The 15,644-nt window shown below is 66.5% G+C and carries 11 protein-coding genes and 2 tRNA genes; 9 read left to right on the top strand and 4 right to left on the bottom strand.

The genetic code is table 11. The features are described 5' to 3' along the window. Positions 1 to 121 precede the first annotated feature (121 nt). Both IV501_RS00065 and IV501_RS00060 read right to left on the bottom strand, forming a co-directional pair. Positions 122 to 3,952 carry an SCO7613 C-terminal domain-containing membrane protein gene (locus IV501_RS00065; RefSeq protein WP_200554388.1) on the bottom strand — a complete coding sequence of 1,277 codons (3,831 nt, stop codon included), beginning with the start codon at positions 3,950 to 3,952 and terminating at the stop codon, positions 122 to 124. Between the two features lie 289 nt (positions 3,953 to 4,241). Further along, positions 4,242 to 4,312: transfer RNA gene (locus tag IV501_RS00060), tRNA-Gly, on the bottom strand. 204 nt (positions 4,313 to 4,516) lie between these two features. On the opposite strand from IV501_RS00060, the gene IV501_RS00055 reads away from it, so the two are divergent. From IV501_RS00055 to IV501_RS00015, 9 genes are all read left to right on the top strand, one after another. After that, positions 4,517 to 6,382, top strand: a complete 1,866-nt coding sequence (locus IV501_RS00055; protein ID WP_200554387.1) for a CASTOR/POLLUX-related putative ion channel — start codon at positions 4,517 to 4,519, stop codon at positions 6,380 to 6,382. A 232-nt stretch (positions 6,383 to 6,614) separates the two neighbouring features. Continuing rightward, entirely contained in the window at positions 6,615 to 7,961 is a 1,347-nt protein-coding gene (locus IV501_RS00050) for an HNH endonuclease signature motif containing protein (RefSeq protein WP_200554386.1), read from the top strand. A 356-nt stretch (positions 7,962 to 8,317) separates the two neighbouring features. Beyond that, positions 8,318 to 8,391: transfer RNA gene (locus tag IV501_RS00045), tRNA-Pro, on the top strand. A 105-nt stretch (positions 8,392 to 8,496) separates the two neighbouring features. After that, entirely contained in the window at positions 8,497 to 9,930 is a 1,434-nt protein-coding gene (gene tig / locus IV501_RS00040) for a trigger factor (RefSeq protein WP_200554385.1), read from the top strand. 85 nt (positions 9,931 to 10,015) lie between these two features. After that, on the top strand, positions 10,016 to 10,936 hold the full coding sequence (locus IV501_RS00035) for a hypothetical protein (RefSeq protein ID WP_200554384.1): 921 nt from the start codon (positions 10,016 to 10,018) through the stop codon (positions 10,934 to 10,936). 139 nt (positions 10,937 to 11,075) lie between these two features. After that, positions 11,076 to 11,318: a BatC protein gene (locus IV501_RS00030; protein WP_234698075.1), complete on the top strand. Its 243-nt coding sequence runs from the start codon at positions 11,076 to 11,078 to the stop codon at positions 11,316 to 11,318. Positions 11,319 to 11,327: 9 nt separating this feature from the next. Continuing rightward, positions 11,328 to 12,644, top strand: a complete 1,317-nt coding sequence (locus IV501_RS00025; protein WP_200554383.1) for a cupin domain-containing protein — start codon at positions 11,328 to 11,330, stop codon at positions 12,642 to 12,644. Positions 12,645 to 12,826: 182 nt separating this feature from the next. Further along, complete coding sequence (locus IV501_RS00020; RefSeq protein WP_200554382.1) at positions 12,827 to 13,459, top strand: ATP-dependent Clp protease proteolytic subunit; 633 nt, start codon at positions 12,827 to 12,829, stop codon at positions 13,457 to 13,459. An 11-nt stretch (positions 13,460 to 13,470) separates the two neighbouring features. Beyond that, a complete protein-coding gene (locus tag IV501_RS00015) occupies positions 13,471 to 14,145 on the top strand; it encodes an ATP-dependent Clp protease proteolytic subunit (RefSeq protein WP_200554381.1) in 675 nt (224 codons plus the stop codon). Positions 14,146 to 14,200: 55 nt separating this feature from the next. On the opposite strand, the gene IV501_RS00010 is transcribed toward IV501_RS00015, so the two are convergent. Together IV501_RS00010 and IV501_RS00005 are read right to left on the bottom strand one after the other, a co-directional pair. Beyond that, the gene (locus IV501_RS00010; RefSeq protein WP_200554380.1) at positions 14,201 to 14,824 is read right to left on the bottom strand and encodes a copper resistance CopC family protein; all 624 of its coding nucleotides are present in this window, start codon (positions 14,822 to 14,824) and stop codon (positions 14,201 to 14,203) included. 2 nt (positions 14,825 to 14,826) lie between these two features. Then, a complete protein-coding gene (locus tag IV501_RS00005; RefSeq protein WP_234698074.1) occupies positions 14,827 to 15,582 on the bottom strand; it encodes a YcnI family copper-binding membrane protein in 756 nt (251 codons plus the stop codon). Positions 15,583 to 15,644: the final 62 nt, after the last annotated feature.

Genomic DNA, 15,644 nt, shown 5'->3' with positions numbered 1-15,644 from the left:
TCCGCCACTGAGAGATCTTCGGGAAGCGGTTGTACCGAGGTTAGTCGGCATAAGTGCGGACAAGCCAGTCCCCTAATGTGGGGACAGCCGATCCTGGCCGCCTGAACCACGATTCACGAGGTCAGCGCAGCGCGGCAATGCGTCCGATGATCGCCTTCACGCCGCGCCTACTGCTCTCGAACCGGATGCTGATCGCGAGCACGATCACCCCTCCTATCGCCAGCCACAGCCACCATTCGACGGCGCGGTAGACGGCGACGATCTCCGGGGCAAACGTGGCGATCGCGTGGATCAGCAGCACGGCGGCGGAGAGCAGCAACGGCGCCTGCAAGCGGAGCGTGAGCGACACCACGAGCACGGCGATCGACACCGCTCCGAGCCCCACAAGCCGCCACAGTGGGGCATCCACGGCCGTGACGACCAGCGACGGCACCAGCAGCAGGGCTACGCCGGGAGCGAGTGTCGACCAGGTGCGGGCGCTGCTCGAGCGGTGCAGACGGATGCCGCCCGCGGCGATCATGGCACCCGCGAGCGGCACCGTGGCGAGTTCCCATTCGCCGAACGCGCCCCTCGCTAGCGCGGTCAGGCCGACGACCGCCGCGAGCACCAGCGCGAGCCAGCCGACCGAAACGCTGAGCGGCGGACGCGGCACCGCCATGGCGATGATGAAGGCAGCGCAGAGCAGGATCGTGAGGACGGCCGCGCGCGCGAATCCGCCACCGTCGGGGTACACGGCGGGCAGCTCGAACAGCACGGCTCCGAGCAGCGAGACCGCGAGGACTGCCTCGGCGACGATTCCCCGAGCCGGGGAGCTGTGCGCACGAGCCCGGGCCTGGCCAACGGTGGCGATGACGATCGCGGCGACGCCCGGGGCGAGCCAGGCCTCGAGCCGGGCATCCGCGTGAGTGGTCTCCATGAGCACGGACACGGCGTGCGGGGTGGATGCCAGCACGACGCCGAGCGCGCCCGCGATCGCTGCGCCATCGAGATAGCGCTGGCCGTGTGGCGGCAGTCGCACGAACGACGCCCCGACGAGCAGGATCGCGGAGAGCACCCCCACGACGATCGGCCGCGTGATCGTGCCTGAGGCCCCGGCGATCGCCTCCGGAACGACGGCCAGTAGCAATCCGCCGAACAGAATTGCGGGGTCCCGCAGCGAATCGAAAGCGGGGGAGAACAGCGTCGAGAGTGCGGCGATGAGGATCAGGGCGCCCGCCACCGGCAGCACGTACGGCTCGATGGTGCGCACGTCGTTCTGCGCCAGGCCCAGCCAGAGGCCGGCGGTCGCGAACGCCAGCGCGAGCCAGCCGAGGTGTCGGCGTCGGGAGACCGCAGCGAACACCGCGTCGTCGCTGATCGACAGCAGCAGCACCGTCACCGCGGAGATCAGCAGCGCGACCCACTCCGACTCGGCATCGAGTACAAGAGGGACGAGGAGGGCTATCACGCCCACCGCGATCACGCCCACGTCGAGCGCCGTTCGCGCCAGCACCCGAGCAAGCCGCGTGCCGACGAGAGCCAGACTCGCGGCCGCTCCGATCACTGCTGCCGTCGCCGGCGCCAGGGCGACCAACGAGACGTCGGCCGCGAGCGCTCGTACCAGGGAATCCACGAACCACAACAGCGCGATGGGAAGCGCACCAACGCTGAGTAAGCGTTCGAGAGCAAACCGTCTCGGCGCCCGAGCCATCGCCCAGCAGAGAAGGGCCGCGATGAGGAAGACGCTCACTGCGGTGCTCGTCGCGTGCTCCGGCAGCAGGCGTCCGGCCAGGTCGAGCGGAGCCGAGAGGAGGAGCGCGGTCTGGCTCGTCACCGTGCTGCCCGCGATGACTACCGCAGAGATCCAGAAGACGACCCGGCGATCGAGGGCTCGCAGTGCGGGCACTCGCAGCAGCGCCATCAGACCGAGGAGCAGGATGCCGACGAAGCCGGTCGCCCGGAAGACGTTGACCAGATCCGCATTCCCGGTCGGGTGCAGCGGTAGTGCCAGATCGCGCGCACCGGCCGCGCCCATGACGACCAGGAGCGCGACGGCGATGCCGAGCAGCATGGATTTCACGGCAGCGGAGAAGAACAACCGGGAGGCCAGCAGCACCAGGACCACGGCGAGGGTCACGAGCTGCCAGGTGTCCATGCTCGCCCAACTGGTGCCGTACGCGAGGGCAGAGGCGGCGAAGGCCGTGCTGAGCAGCGCTGCTCGCACGCCCGCAGCGAGTCGGCCGCGCACATCCGTCACTGTCACGGCGACGACGGCAGCGAAGGCGAGCGCCTCCCAGCCGGTCAATATCGCCCAGAGCGCGGGGAGGGTCGAGACGGCGAGCACGAGAATCGCGCACCCCGCCCAGACCAGCACAGGAAGTCGACGACGGATGACCCCGCCGAACCACCACGCGCCGGCCGCGAGTAGCCCGGCCCCGGCGACCGTCGCGAGCGCCGCGCCGTTCGACACCGGCAGGGCGAATCCCAGCGGGTCGGTGGGGCTGAGGGTCCATGGTCGGGCGAGGGCGAGAATCGGTAGCGACAGCGCGGAAACGAGGAGTGTGCCGACGGCGGGTAATCCCAGCAACGCCGTCGTAACGGTCGAGGCGATGGTGGCGCCGAACAGGTGGGTCGCCGCGCCGGTGCCGCGAGCAAGTCGCCACAGCGCCTCGATCACGAGGGTGACGACGGCGCCGAGCAGCAGGGGGAACACGATGAACGTCGTGGCATTTCCGATAGACCACACCCCGATCGGAAGAGCGGCGGTGAGCGAGCCCGCCCCGACCACGGCGAACACCATTCCGAGACCCCGGTCGATGCGGGTCGCGGTGCCGCGCAGATCGAGGAGCGCGAGCTGCTTGGCGGCGATCGCGGCGACCACGGTCAGCGCGATGGTGGTTCCCCACTTCGCGTCGACGAGACCAGTGTCGACGAGACCAATGCCGAACGCAGCGATGCCGGCGACAACGATTGCCACCGCGGCGACGATCACGGCGACGGTGCGCTCGGCCGCGGCAGGGCGCCCGATGGTGCGCGCCGCCAGCCGGTGGACCCCCGCTGCGGCAGAAGTGGCGGCGGCGAAGACGAAGACCGTGGTCGGGGCTGTCGCTCGAAGGCCAGTTGCCAGTGGTCCGGAGGTCAGGGATGCGGCCAAGAGTCCGACGCCCGGAGCGAAGGTGGCGAAGCCGACGATCCCGGGCGCGCGTAGTCGGGAGAATCTGCTCCACGCGACGAAGCCGATGGCGGTGATGATGAGTGTCCAGCCCCAGTAGGCCCGGGCATCCGTCGCAGCGGCTCCGAGCAGATCGTTGCCGCGGATGGCGAAGGCGTCGAGGTAGAGCAGCACGATCGCGAAGATCGCGACCCCTTCGGCCGTTGCGGGCAGTCGGCGCCGTCGCAAGGTGCCGGCTCCCACGATCGCGGCGACGGTGATCGCGCCGATGATGATCGATCGGGCAAGGAGGCCCCACGTGATGAAGGCATAGACCAGAAAGAAGATCGCGGCGATCGACAGCAGAGAGATGCCGACCACGACGAGAAGCACCTGGATGCCCGAGCGCCGGTGCTCCTCCGCAGCCGGCGGTATCGGTCCCTGAGCTTGTCGAAGAGCCGCTGCTTGTCGAAGGGCCTCTGCTTGTAGGCGGGCCGGCTCCGCGACGGGCTCGGCGATCGCATCGTCGACGAACGCCCTCGCCCGCTCGGCTGTCCGTGCGGCCGCGGCCTGCTCGGTGTCGTACCGGATGCGCCCGATCACCTCGAGCCGGCGTTCGAGCGCTGCTGCGGAGTCCAGCGACGCGGCGAGCAACTCGGCCGCGGCAGGGTGTCGCAGATCGAGACCACATGAGCGGCAGACAGGCTGCGTCAGTTCGGTCTGACAAGCCGGGCAGCGATTAGTGGCGGTGAGATCATCCGGGCCGCGAGGAAACAACACGCGTCCGGCGTAGCGCCGGAAGTCGGTCGGTTCCTCGGCCATGCCTTGCTCCCCAGAACGGTCGTCGTGCGTTCAGGGTAGTGCCAGGTTAGGTCCGTGCGACGGAGGCGTGCGCGTGCTGTGGAGAGCGGCAAGCCTCGCCGATTAGTCGCGGAATCAGGCCAGAGTTGGCAGCCGGTCGGGTGTGCCGGTGGCACCTGGTCTGTCTGGATTGCGTGACGCCGGGCTGGCGCTTAAACCGTCAGCCGCGGGCGGTCGAACGGCGGGGCATCGCACCACGACTGCACCCAGTTAGGGGGCCAGGGTGTCTGTGACCAGCATTTTTATACGGAGGGGATGACGAGAATCGAACTCGCGTGATCAGTTTGGAAGACTGAGGCTCTACCATTGAGCTACATCCCCGCAGCGGCCGATATACCGGAGTTTCCACCGGGAACGCGACTGCCGATGAATACTGTACCCGACGTTGAGACCTCTTGACGTCGAGACACGGTGTGGGGGCGAACCGGGGGGTTCGGGCGGGTGTGGCTGACTCACGTCGCCGGGGGACTTTCGAGCTGCCGCGCTGGCGTCACCCCATATTGCCGCGCCACAGCTGGAGGATTCATGACCACCGTTCGATTTTCGGAACGTCTGCGCTACCGCTTCGACGGCGTCATGGCGCGGGGCACCGGTGCACTGATCGCCCTCCTGGGTGCGGTGGTGCTGGTCTTTATCGCGCTTGTGGCGGCGGTCATCCTGATCTTCGGAATCGCACCCAAGACCGAGGGCAACTTCGGTGAGGCGATCTGGCAGAACCTGTTGCGCGCCATGGACAGCGGCACCATGGCGGGCGACACGGGCTGGCCGTTCCGGGTCACGATGCTGGTCGTCACGATCTTCGGCATCTTCGTGGTGGCGAGCCTGATCGGCATCGTCTCGAGTGGCTTCGACTCGCAGGTGGAGAAGCTGCGCAAGGGGCGCTCGCGGGTGCTCGAATCCGATCAGACGCTCATCCTCGGCTGGAGCAGCAAGGTCTTCCCGATCATCAGCGAGATCGCGATCGCCAACGAGTCCCGTCGTCGTCCGGTCATCGTGGTGCTCGCTCCCGAGGACAAGGTGGAGATGGAGGAGGCGATCCGCGCGAACGTGCCCGATACAGGCAAGACCCGCATCATCGTGCGCAGCGGCGATCCGATGAGCCTCACCGACCTCGAGCTGGCGAACCCGCAGGGCGCTCGGAGCATCATCATCCTCGCGCCGGAGGGCAGTGACGACCCGGACTCTGCCGTCATCAAGACCGGGCTCGCGCTCACCAACAACCCGCGCCGAAAGGCCGAGAAGTACCACATCGTCGGCGAGATCGCCGATCCGCACAACCTCGAAGCGGCCACCCTGGTCGGGCGCGACGAGGCACACTGGGTGCTCGCCAGCGATCTGATCAGCCGCATCACCGTACAGAGCTGCCGCCAGAGCGGCCTGAGCGTCGTCTACACGGAGCTGCTCGATTTCGACGGCGACGAGATCTACTTCACCACCCAGCCGAGCCTCTATGGGTCGACCTACTTCGAGACGCAGCTGGCGTTCGCCACGTCCTCGGTCATGGGGATCGTGCGCGACGGCGTCGTGCAGATCAACCCGTCGGCCGACACGGTCTATGCGAGCGGCGATCAGTTGATCGTGATCGCCGAAGACGACAGCGTCATCGAACTGGCCGAGCCAGGCATCCCGGATCCGACGGTGATCAGCGATGCCGTGGCGCCCGCCCTCACGCCCGAGAGCACTCTCGTGCTCGGCTACAACCCCGACCTCGCGGTGATGCTGCGCGAGCTCAACGAGTACGTTGCGCCGGGATCATCCGTCACCGTCGTGGCCGAAGTTGACGCGCCCGAGTTCGCGGACTTCTCCAACATGCGCCTCAACTACCTGCGGGGAGACACCAACAGCAGGGCCCTGCTCGAGAGCCTCGATGTGGCCGGCTACCAGCACGTGATCGTGCTCGCCTACGAGCACCTCGATGCGCAGCGGGCAGACGCCAAGACCCTCGTGACGCTGCTCCACCTGCGCGACATCGCCGACAAGGCGGGCATCGACCTCAACGTCGTCAGCGAAATGCTCGACGATGGCAACCGGGAACTCGCCGAAGTGACCAAGGCAGACGACTTCATCGTCAGCGACAAACTGGTCAGCCTGCTGCTCTCGCAGGTCTCCGAGAACAAACAGTTGACGGATGTCTTCGACACCCTGTTCTCGAGCGAGGGAAGTGAAATCTACCTCCGCCCCGCAGAGCTCTACCTGATGCCGGGCGCGGCAGCAGACTTCTACACCGTGCTCGAGGCGGCCCGTCGCCGCGGGGAGACCGCGATCGGCTACCGCATCGCAGCCCAGGCACGCGACAGCGCTCAGCAGTACGGGGTGCGGGTCAACCCGACCAAGACCGACGCCGTGATTTTTGCTCCAGGCGACAAGGTGATCGTTCTAGCGGAGGACTGAGGTCGTTCGCCATCGTCGCGTGCCGTCGATCTCGGCGCCCGTCTTCGGATCTCTGAGCCTGCGTTCGGTTCCTGAGCGTGTGTTCGGCCCCTGAGCCGATCTTCGGTCCCTGAGCTTGTCGAAGGGCGCTCCACTCCTCCACAGGCGGTCAACCTTGGGGAGTTGTAAACAGGGGCTGGTCAGCATTATTCGTGCCCCAGGAAATGTCGGTGGTCGCTGAGAAACTGTCCGTATGAACCTCTCCGCCCGCACTCTCCTCGCGCACGTCACTGCGTTCGCCGAGGCGTGGGGAGAGGTCGACATCGACGCACTGTCGTCGGAGAGGTTTCTCGCGCTGACCGCCGACCTCGGCCGAGTGGCTCGAGTTGTCGCCACCGCTCAGACCGCGGTTGCCGGGCAACTGGTGCAGCGGTCGGCGACCCATCTCGGCGCCGAAGGGCTGGCCCGCAGTGCCGGGCACTCGACTCCGGCACTGTTCCTGGCCGAGCTGTGGCAGATCGGCCCGGCGGACGCAGGCCGCCTGTGCGTGGTCGGTGAGGCAACCCGATCCCCGCGTGCCCTAGACGGATCACCGTTGCCGGCCCGATACCCCGCGGTGAGCGAAGGTCTATCCCAGCTCGCCATCAGCGTGGAGGCGGCGTCGGTGATCGTGCGGGAACTCGATCACGCCACGCCGTTCTGCACTGCAGACGCTCGCCTCGCCGGGGAACGTGTGCTCGTCGACCATGCCCCAGGGCTCACGGTCAAGCAGGTGGCGGGGATCGCCCGGCACGTGCGTGACCATCTCGATCAGGAAGGCGCACAGCCGCGGGATCTGATCCGGCGGCAGCGTCGCTCGCTGACGATGGTCGAACAGGATGACGGGATGATGCGGTTCGTCTGGGTCATGCCACCCGAAACTGCTGGTCTCGTGCGTGCCGGTATCGACCATCTAGTGGCTGAGCAGTTGCGGCAGAAGAGAGACCGCGACCGTGTCGGGCTCGCCATCGACGGCATGGGCGACCTCGATGACCGCACCATTCCACAACGGCGCGCCGACGCGGCAGAGGACATGTTCCGCCGAGCGATCGACTGCTCGTGTGGTGGCGCCAAAGCACCCCTCGTGACGATGGTCGTCCGCCTGGCCCTCGACCAACTCGTCACTGGTCTGGGAGCGGCCCAGATCGACGGTATCGATGCCGGAATCTCCGGCACACGAGCCCGCATTCTCGCCGCGGACGCGAACCTGATCCCCATGGTCCTCGGCGGTCGCGGGGAGGTGCTCGATGTCGGGCGCGATCAGCGACTATTCACCCCCGCACAACGACACGCCCTGGCGGAGCGGTACGGCGGATGCGCGTTCCCGGCCTGCGGACACCCACCCAGCTACACCGAAGCGCACCATATCCGCTGGTGGTCGAACGGTGGACCGACCGATCTGGGCAACGGGATCCCGCTGTGCTCGTTCCACCACCATCGTGTTCACGACGACGGATGGGAGATTCAGCTCCGCGACCAGGTGCCGTACTTCATCCCCCCGCCGTGGATCGACCCCGATCGGGAACCGCGGAGGGGAGGGAAAGTGCAATTGTTGGCGTAGCCGCCGCGGACACAAAGTCGAGCAATGTGCCGGCGGGGGCGGAATCGCCGCCTGCACAGACGACTGGCACCAGACGACTGGCACCAGACGACTGGCTCGAGATGACTGGCTCGAGACGACTGGCTCGAGACGACTGGCACAGACGACTGGCACGAGACGACTGGCTTGAGATGACGGGCACCAGGTGACGGGCGCCAGGCAAGCCGCACGCGGCAGCCTGCCAGCAAGCGGGTGTGAAGCGTGCACTAGACTTGCGGAGGCCTATTTCTGGCTCTCGGCGCGCCATCCGTTCGTCCGAGAGCGGTTCGCAGGTTGTGTGAAAAAACTACTCAGTACGAAAGAACTGCTCAGAACGACGGGGCGTAGCTCAGCTTGGTAGAGCGCTCGGTTTGGGACCGAGAGGTCGCAGGTTCGAATCCTGTCGCCCCGACACAGCACCACGAAGAACGCAGCACCGCACAGATGCAGCACCACACAGATGCAGCACCACGAATTACGTACGGCATAATCCACCAGAATCACCAGGAGAACCATCGTGAAGACCACGGTCGAGAAGCTCAGCCCCACCCGGGTGAAGCTGACCATCTCAGTCACCCCCGACGAGCTCAAGCCCAGCATTGATCACGCGTACAAGCACATCGCTGAGTCCGTGAACATCCCCGGGTTCCGTAAGGGCAAGGTGCCGCCGCCCATCATCGACCAGCGCGTCGGTCGTGAAGAGGTAATGAACCACGCGGTCAACGACGGCCTGGACAAGTTCTACCGCGAGGCCGTCGAGGCCGAGAAGATCAAGCCGCTCGGCCGCCCCGCCGCAGACATCAAGGGCCTGCCGAGTCTCAAAGACTTCAGTGGTGACCTCGAGGTCGAGGTCGAGGTCGACGTGCGTCCCGACTTCGAGATCCCGAACCTCGATGGCATCGAGCTCACCGTCGACCCGATCGTGGTCACGGATGACGACGTCGAGACCGAGCTGAACAACCTGCTCGAGCGCTTCGGCACCCTGATCACCGTGGAGCGCCCGGCCGCGACCGGCGACTTCGTGCAGATCGACCTGGTCGCCAAGATCGCCGGCAACGAGGTCGACACCGCGAACGCGATCTCGTACCAGGTCGGCTCCGGTGACCTGATCGACGGCATCGACGAGGCCCTCGACGGCCTGAGCGCTGGCGAGACCACGGTCTTCGAGTCCAAGCTGCTCGGCGGCGACAACGAGGGCGAGTCGGCGGAGATCACCGTGAACCTGCTGGCCGTCAAGGAGCGCGAGCTTCCGACCGCCGACGACGACTTCGCGCAGATCGCCAGCCAGTTCGACACCATCGCCGAGCTGCGTGAAGACATCCGTGGCCAGATCGAGCGCTCGAAGGTCTTCGGCCAGGGTGCTCAGGCACGTGACCAGATCGTCGACAAGCTGCTCGAATCCGTCGAGATCGCCGTTCCCGAGCAGCTCGTGCTCGACGAGGTGCACCGTCACCTCGAGAACGAGCAGCGCCTCGAGGACGACGTTCACCGCGCCGAGGTCACCGAGTCCAGCGAGAAGACGTTCCGCAGCCAGATCCTGCTCGACTCCATCGCCGAGGCCGACGAGGTTCGCGTCAGCCAGAACGAGCTCACCCAGTACCTCGTGCAGGGCGCTGCCCAGTACAACATGGAGCCGGGCGAGTTCATCAAGGTGCTCGACGAGAACGGCCAGATCCCCGGCATGATCGGCGAGGTAGCGCGCGGCAAGGCTCTGGCGAGCGTGCTGTCGAAGGCGAAGGTCGTTGACACTGACGGCAAGCCGGTCGACATCTCGGCGTTCGTCGCCTCTGCCACCGCTCCCGAAGACGAGTCGAACGACGAGTTCGACACGTCAGAGGCCGCCAACCTGCTCACGCAGGCCAACGACCACGCGGGCCACGACCACGGCAACCAGAAAGACGGCCACGGTCGCAAGCCCGGTCACGAGCACTACGGCCACGACCACAAGTAGCCACAACCACAAGTAGCCACAACCACACGTAGCGACAACGACACATAGCCGCTACAACACAGCAGGCAGAAGCGGGTAGCGCAGCGTGATCGATCTCGGTTTGCTCTTCGATGTGGATGGTCCTCTGGCCTCACCGGTCAGTCGCACCATCCGCATCGAGAGCATCCGCAGAGACCTCGTCACCTTGGCCGCGGCCGGCGCTCCGATTGCGTTCATCACCGGGCGGTCGGATGCCTTCGTGCGTGAGTTCGTCGTCGGGCCTCTGCTCGACGACGGACTCGCCGACGCTCTGGCTACCCCGGGCGCACGGATGTTCGGCGTGTTCGAGAAGGGTGGCTCCTGGGCGCCCATCACCTCGGCGGGCATGGGCGAGGTGACGATCGATCCGACTGTCGCGCTCCCGGAATCGATTGTCACGGACATCCGTCGACTGATCGAGACCGAGTACTCCGACACCACCTTCTTCGACGAGACCAAACGCGCCATGATCTCCGTCGAGCAGCGCACGGATGTCCCTTCCGCCGTCTACAAGGAGGCCCAGGCTCGCTTCGACGCGCAGGCCTTCGATCTCTTGACCGCGGCCGGACTCGGCGTGCGCTTCGGAAACCGCGAGGTGCATGATGCCGCGGGGCTCGTGCCCTTCCGCATCGACACCACCATCATCTCCACCGACATCGAGTCGGTGGCGCTCGATAAGGACCGCGGCGCACAGCGTGCCCTCGAGTACTTCGCCGAGCTCGGTCCGCTTCCGCACGTCTGGCGTTCTGTCGGCGATTCGCGCAGCGACTACCTCATGGCCGACTATCTCCACCGCGAAGGCTTCGACACCGGCCACCTCGATGTGCGTCCCGCCGACGGCATCCTGCACCGCGACTATCCGATCATCACGATCGGTGATGACATCCACGACGAGGCGACCGCGAAGTTCCTCAGCGACTGGGTGGCAAAGACTGCCGACGTCGCGAACGAATCGGGCCTCGCGAAGACATCACGACCGGTCGAATAACGACGTGTCGCGACGGCATCGACAGGCGCCCAAACGACGTCAATCCCCGTCGAATAACGGGTCGCCATCCTCACCCTCCGGAGTACGCTGACCGAAGGCGGCACACGCCGCTTTCCCGCGTTACGTTCGGAGGTTATTCGTGAGCATCAACGACGACGACATCAGCAGCACCGACGATCCGTCGGTCGAAGGCCCCGCTGACGGCGGAGCGAACCCCGGCGGCCATGACGGCGGTGCGGACGGCGGTGCCGGAGAGGGGCCGGCCGACGGCGGAGCAAACTCGGACGGCCACGACGGTGGAGCAGATGGTTCTGCCGAAGGCCCGGCCGATGGGGGCGCAAACCCCGGCGGTCACGACGGCGGCGCCGACGGCTCGGCCTGATCCGAGGCCATGCCCGATCGAGTGAATAACGACTTCACGGAGCGCGGGTCGGTACGTCGGCCCGCGCTCGACCGTCTCATCTCGGTTTCCTCCAATGAGTTCGCCACGGAGTACTGGGGGAGTGCACCGCTGCTTTCCCGCGCCAACGACCTGAGCGAACGGTCCAGCGAAAGGTCCAGCGAAGGGTCCAGCGCCGGGTTCAGCGACCTGTTCAGCCTCGCCGCGGTCGACGAGTTGGTCGCCAACCGGTCCATCCGCACGCCGTTCGTGCGCATGGCGAACGAGGGCACCGTGCTCGATGCCTCGCGCTATACGTCGCCAGGGGGCTTTGGTGCCGAGATCGGAGATCAGCTCGACTCCGGCAAGGTGCTGCGCGAGTTCGCCGCCGGCGCCACCCTCGTGTTGCAAGGTCTTCATCGCACCTGGCAGCCCATCGCCGACTTCACGCGTGCGCTGGTCGCCGACCTCTCCCACCCCGCGCAGGTCAACGCGTACGTCACGCCGGCATCGTCCCGCGGATTCGACCCGCACTACGACGTGCACGACGTGTTCGTCATCCAGATCTTCGGCGAGAAGCACTGGACCATCCACGAGCCCGTCCATCGCGACCCGCTACGCGATCAGCCGTGGACCGATCACCGCGATGCGGTTGCCGCGAAGGCCGCCGGCACCCCAGCGATCGACGAGACCTTCCGTCCCGGCGATGTGCTCTACCTGCCGCGCGGCTGGATCCACTCCGCCCAGGCCCTTGGCGGCACCTCGATCCACCTGACGATCGGCGTCTCGGCACTCACCCGCTGGGACGTCGTGCAGCGCCTGGTTGCTGCGGCCAGCTCCGATGGCGCGCTCCGCGGCTCGCTCCCGCTCGGCATCGACTACACGGATGCCGCGGCTCTAGCACCCCTGATCGAGAGCACGATCGTGTCGCTCACGTCGACCCTCCAGGGCACCACAACCGCGCGGGTCGGCGATGCGCTTGCCACCAAGCTCGCAGACACCGTGCGTCCGGCCCCCGTGCGCCCGCTCGCCACCATCGAGTCACTCTCCACCATCGAGTCACTCTCCACCATCGATGCCGACACCCCGGTCGTCTGGCGAGACGGCCTCACCGCCCGCATCGAGCACGACCTCGATGACGCCACGATCGCTTTCGGCACCCGCACGGTGGTTCTGCCCGCGGAGGCATACCCCGCGTTGCAGGAGTTGGAGCGGCGGCGGCCGGTGATGGCCGGAGCCCTGCGCGGCCTCGACGCCGAGTCATCCGTCGTCGTCGCCCGTCGTCTGGTGCGCGAAGGAGTTCTGGTCGTGCACGCCGACGAGATCTGAGGGCTGCGACCCGCCCTGCCTGACCTAACTCTGCCCACGGCGAACAGGCACATCTGGGCTCGGGCGCTCCACTAGATTCGTCAACAAGCGACAACTGCAGGATCGAATCAGCAGAAGCGATACGGCAGTACCGCCCCGGCAGTACCTAAACAGCAGTACCTATACAAACTTGGAGCGCAATAATGGCCCAACCGGCATTGGTCTCGAGCATCTTCGACCAACTCCTCAAGGACCGCATCATCTGGCTTGGCTCAGAGGTGCGCGATGACAACGCCAATGAAATCTGCGCGAAGATGCTTCTGCTGGCGGCAGAAGACCCGAAGAAGGACATCTTCCTGTACATCAACTCTCCCGGTGGCTCCATCACCGCGGGCATGGCCATCTACGACACGATGAAGTTCGTCCCGAACGACATCGTCACCGTCGGAATCGGCCTCGCCGCCTCCATGGGGCAGTTCCTGCTCTCCTCAGGCACGAAGGGCAAGCGCTACATCACCCCGAATGCCCGCGTACTGCTGCACCAGCCGTCCGGTGGTTTCGGTGGAACTGCCGCCGACATCCAGACCCAGGCCGGCGTCATCCTCGACATGAAGAAGCGCATGGCGGAGCTCACCGCCGAGCAGACCGGCAAGTCGATCGAGCAGGTGCTCATCGACAACGACCGTGATAACTGGTTCACGGCCCAGCAGGCACTCGAGTACGGCTTCGTCGACCACCTCCGCGAGTTCGCGGAAGAGGTCGTCGGCGGTGGCGGAACCGACGAGTCGATCTCCAACACGGATGCCACCAACGCCGCCAACGAGACCGACAAGTAAGGAACATCACCATGGACAACTTCACCCTCGGTGCCCCGCTCCCGTCCGGCGTCGCCCGTCCGGCGGCGGAGGCGCGCTACATCCTTCCGACGTTCGAGGAGCGCACGGCCTACGGCTACAAGCGCCAGGACCCGTACGCCAAGCTCTTCGAAGACCGCATCATCTTCCTCGGCGTGCAGATCGACGATGCCTCGGCCGATGACGTCATGGCACAGCTTCTCGTGCTCGAGAGCCAGGACCCCGACCGCGACATCGTCATGTACATCAACTCTCCCGGTGGCTCGTTCACCGCGATGACCGCGATCTACGACACGATGCAGTACGTGCGCCCCGACATCCAGACCGTCGTTCTCGGCCAGGCGGCCTCCGCCGCCGCCGTGATTCTGGCTGCGGGTACGCCGGGTAAGCGTCTCGCGCTACCGAACGCCCGCATCCTGATCCACCAGCCCGCCGCCGGCTCGGAGGGCTCGAGCCAGGCGTCGGACATCGAGATCCAGGCTCGCGAGATCCTGCGCATGCGCACCTGGCTCGAGGAGACGCTGTCGCGTCACTCGAACCGCACACCCGAGCAGGTGAACCGCGACATCGACCGCGACAACATCCTGAGCGGCGAGCAGGCGCTGGAGTACGGCCTGATCGACCAGGTTCTCGCCTCGCGCAAGAACATCCCGGCGATCACTCGCTAGTCGTTTCACGCACAAGACCCCGCCACCATCGGTGACGGGGTCTTGTGTGTATCTCCTAGGCCTTCCGGCGGCGAGCGGTCAGCAGCAGGGTCACGACGACCGCGACGCCGACAGCGAGCACCGCGCCGCCGATCCAGAGGATCGTCGACAGCGTGCCTTCGCTCACCGACGCGGTTCGGCCCGGTGATGCGGCCGAGGTGGCGGCATTCGGATGCAGCGTGCCGTTGCAGTCCGGAATCTTCGTGCTCCCCGCGCTCTCCCGGGTGGTCGAGCCATCTGCCGGCGCCCAGGTGAACTGGAAGCTGTCCGACACGGGGTGACCGTCGGTCGAGATCACCTGCCAGATCACGGTGTAGACACCGGGCGCCCCGATCTCTGCCTTCGTCGAGATGCCGGGCCCGTCGACGCTCACGCAGCCGTCACCGTAGTAGCGCTTGTCGGCATCCTGAACCTGCAGGGCGAAGCCCGCGTTGTTCTTGTTCAGGTCGAGCAGCGTGCCGTTGGTGATCACGGAGAACCGGGCAGGCAGTGTCGTGAGAGTTGCCCCGGCTTCTGGCGTCGACTCGATCAGGTAGTTGTGCGCCTGAGCCGGTCCCGTAATCGCGAGCACCGCGCCGATCGCCAGCACGGCGACCGCGGTGGTGCGGGCGAGCAAGCCCCTACGGCGAGAGCGGAGCACGATTAGACCGTCCGCCGGCGCCACACGATCGCGAGCACGACGCCGACCGCGCCGACCACGAGGCCGACGATGCCGAGTCCGCGCGCCAGCGGGTCGCTGCCCGCGCCCTGTGTCGATGGTGCTGTTGATGGCGCTGCCTCCGCGGTCGCCGTGACCCCCGTGGTGGAGTGGTGGTCTTCCGACGGAGGTGCTTCGTTGACGTACAGCGCGGGAGCCGGCTCATCGGCGTCGGCGGACGTGTCGGCCCAATTCACTACCTTGCCGTCGCTGTAGGTCTGCACGGCGGTGAACTGGACTTTCTTCACGTCGGGAACGGGCCCGAGCGAGAGCGGAAAGAGCTGTAGCTGCCCGGGCGCGATCTCCGCTCCCGGCCCGGCCGTCCAGACCACCTTGGTCACCGCCGTGGTGATCTTGTTCTCTCCCACGGCGACGGGCTTGGGAAGGGTTTCGGTAGTCAACTCGGTCGTCCACCCCGGAACGGGCACGTAGCTCACCGAGGAGAAGGGGGTCGCGGTGGGGAGGTCGACTTCGAGTTTCACAGTGGAGGCGGTAGCAGACTCGGTCGGGACCTTGAAAGTGACGAGCGAGTACGAACCTGCTTCCGCGGTGTTCGGCGTGACGACGACGTGAGCGCTTGCCGACAGGGGGGCGGCGATCGCGAACGCAGCGCCAGCGCTGATGGCGATGACGGCGGTCAGCGAGCGCTTCTTGCTGGCGCTGAAGGCACGGGCAGTGAACGCAGGGATAGTTGATGACAAAGCTGTTCCTTAGGGCAGGACGAACCACCGGCATCGCCGGTACGGGTTCGCGAAATAAAAGG

The organism is Lacisediminihabitans changchengi, assembly GCF_016634425.1.
Taxonomy (GTDB): Bacteria; Actinomycetota; Actinomycetes; order Actinomycetales; family Microbacteriaceae; genus Lacisediminihabitans; species Lacisediminihabitans changchengi.
Note: the sequence above shows the minus strand (reverse complement) of the source record. Positions and strands in the feature narration are given on the sequence as shown.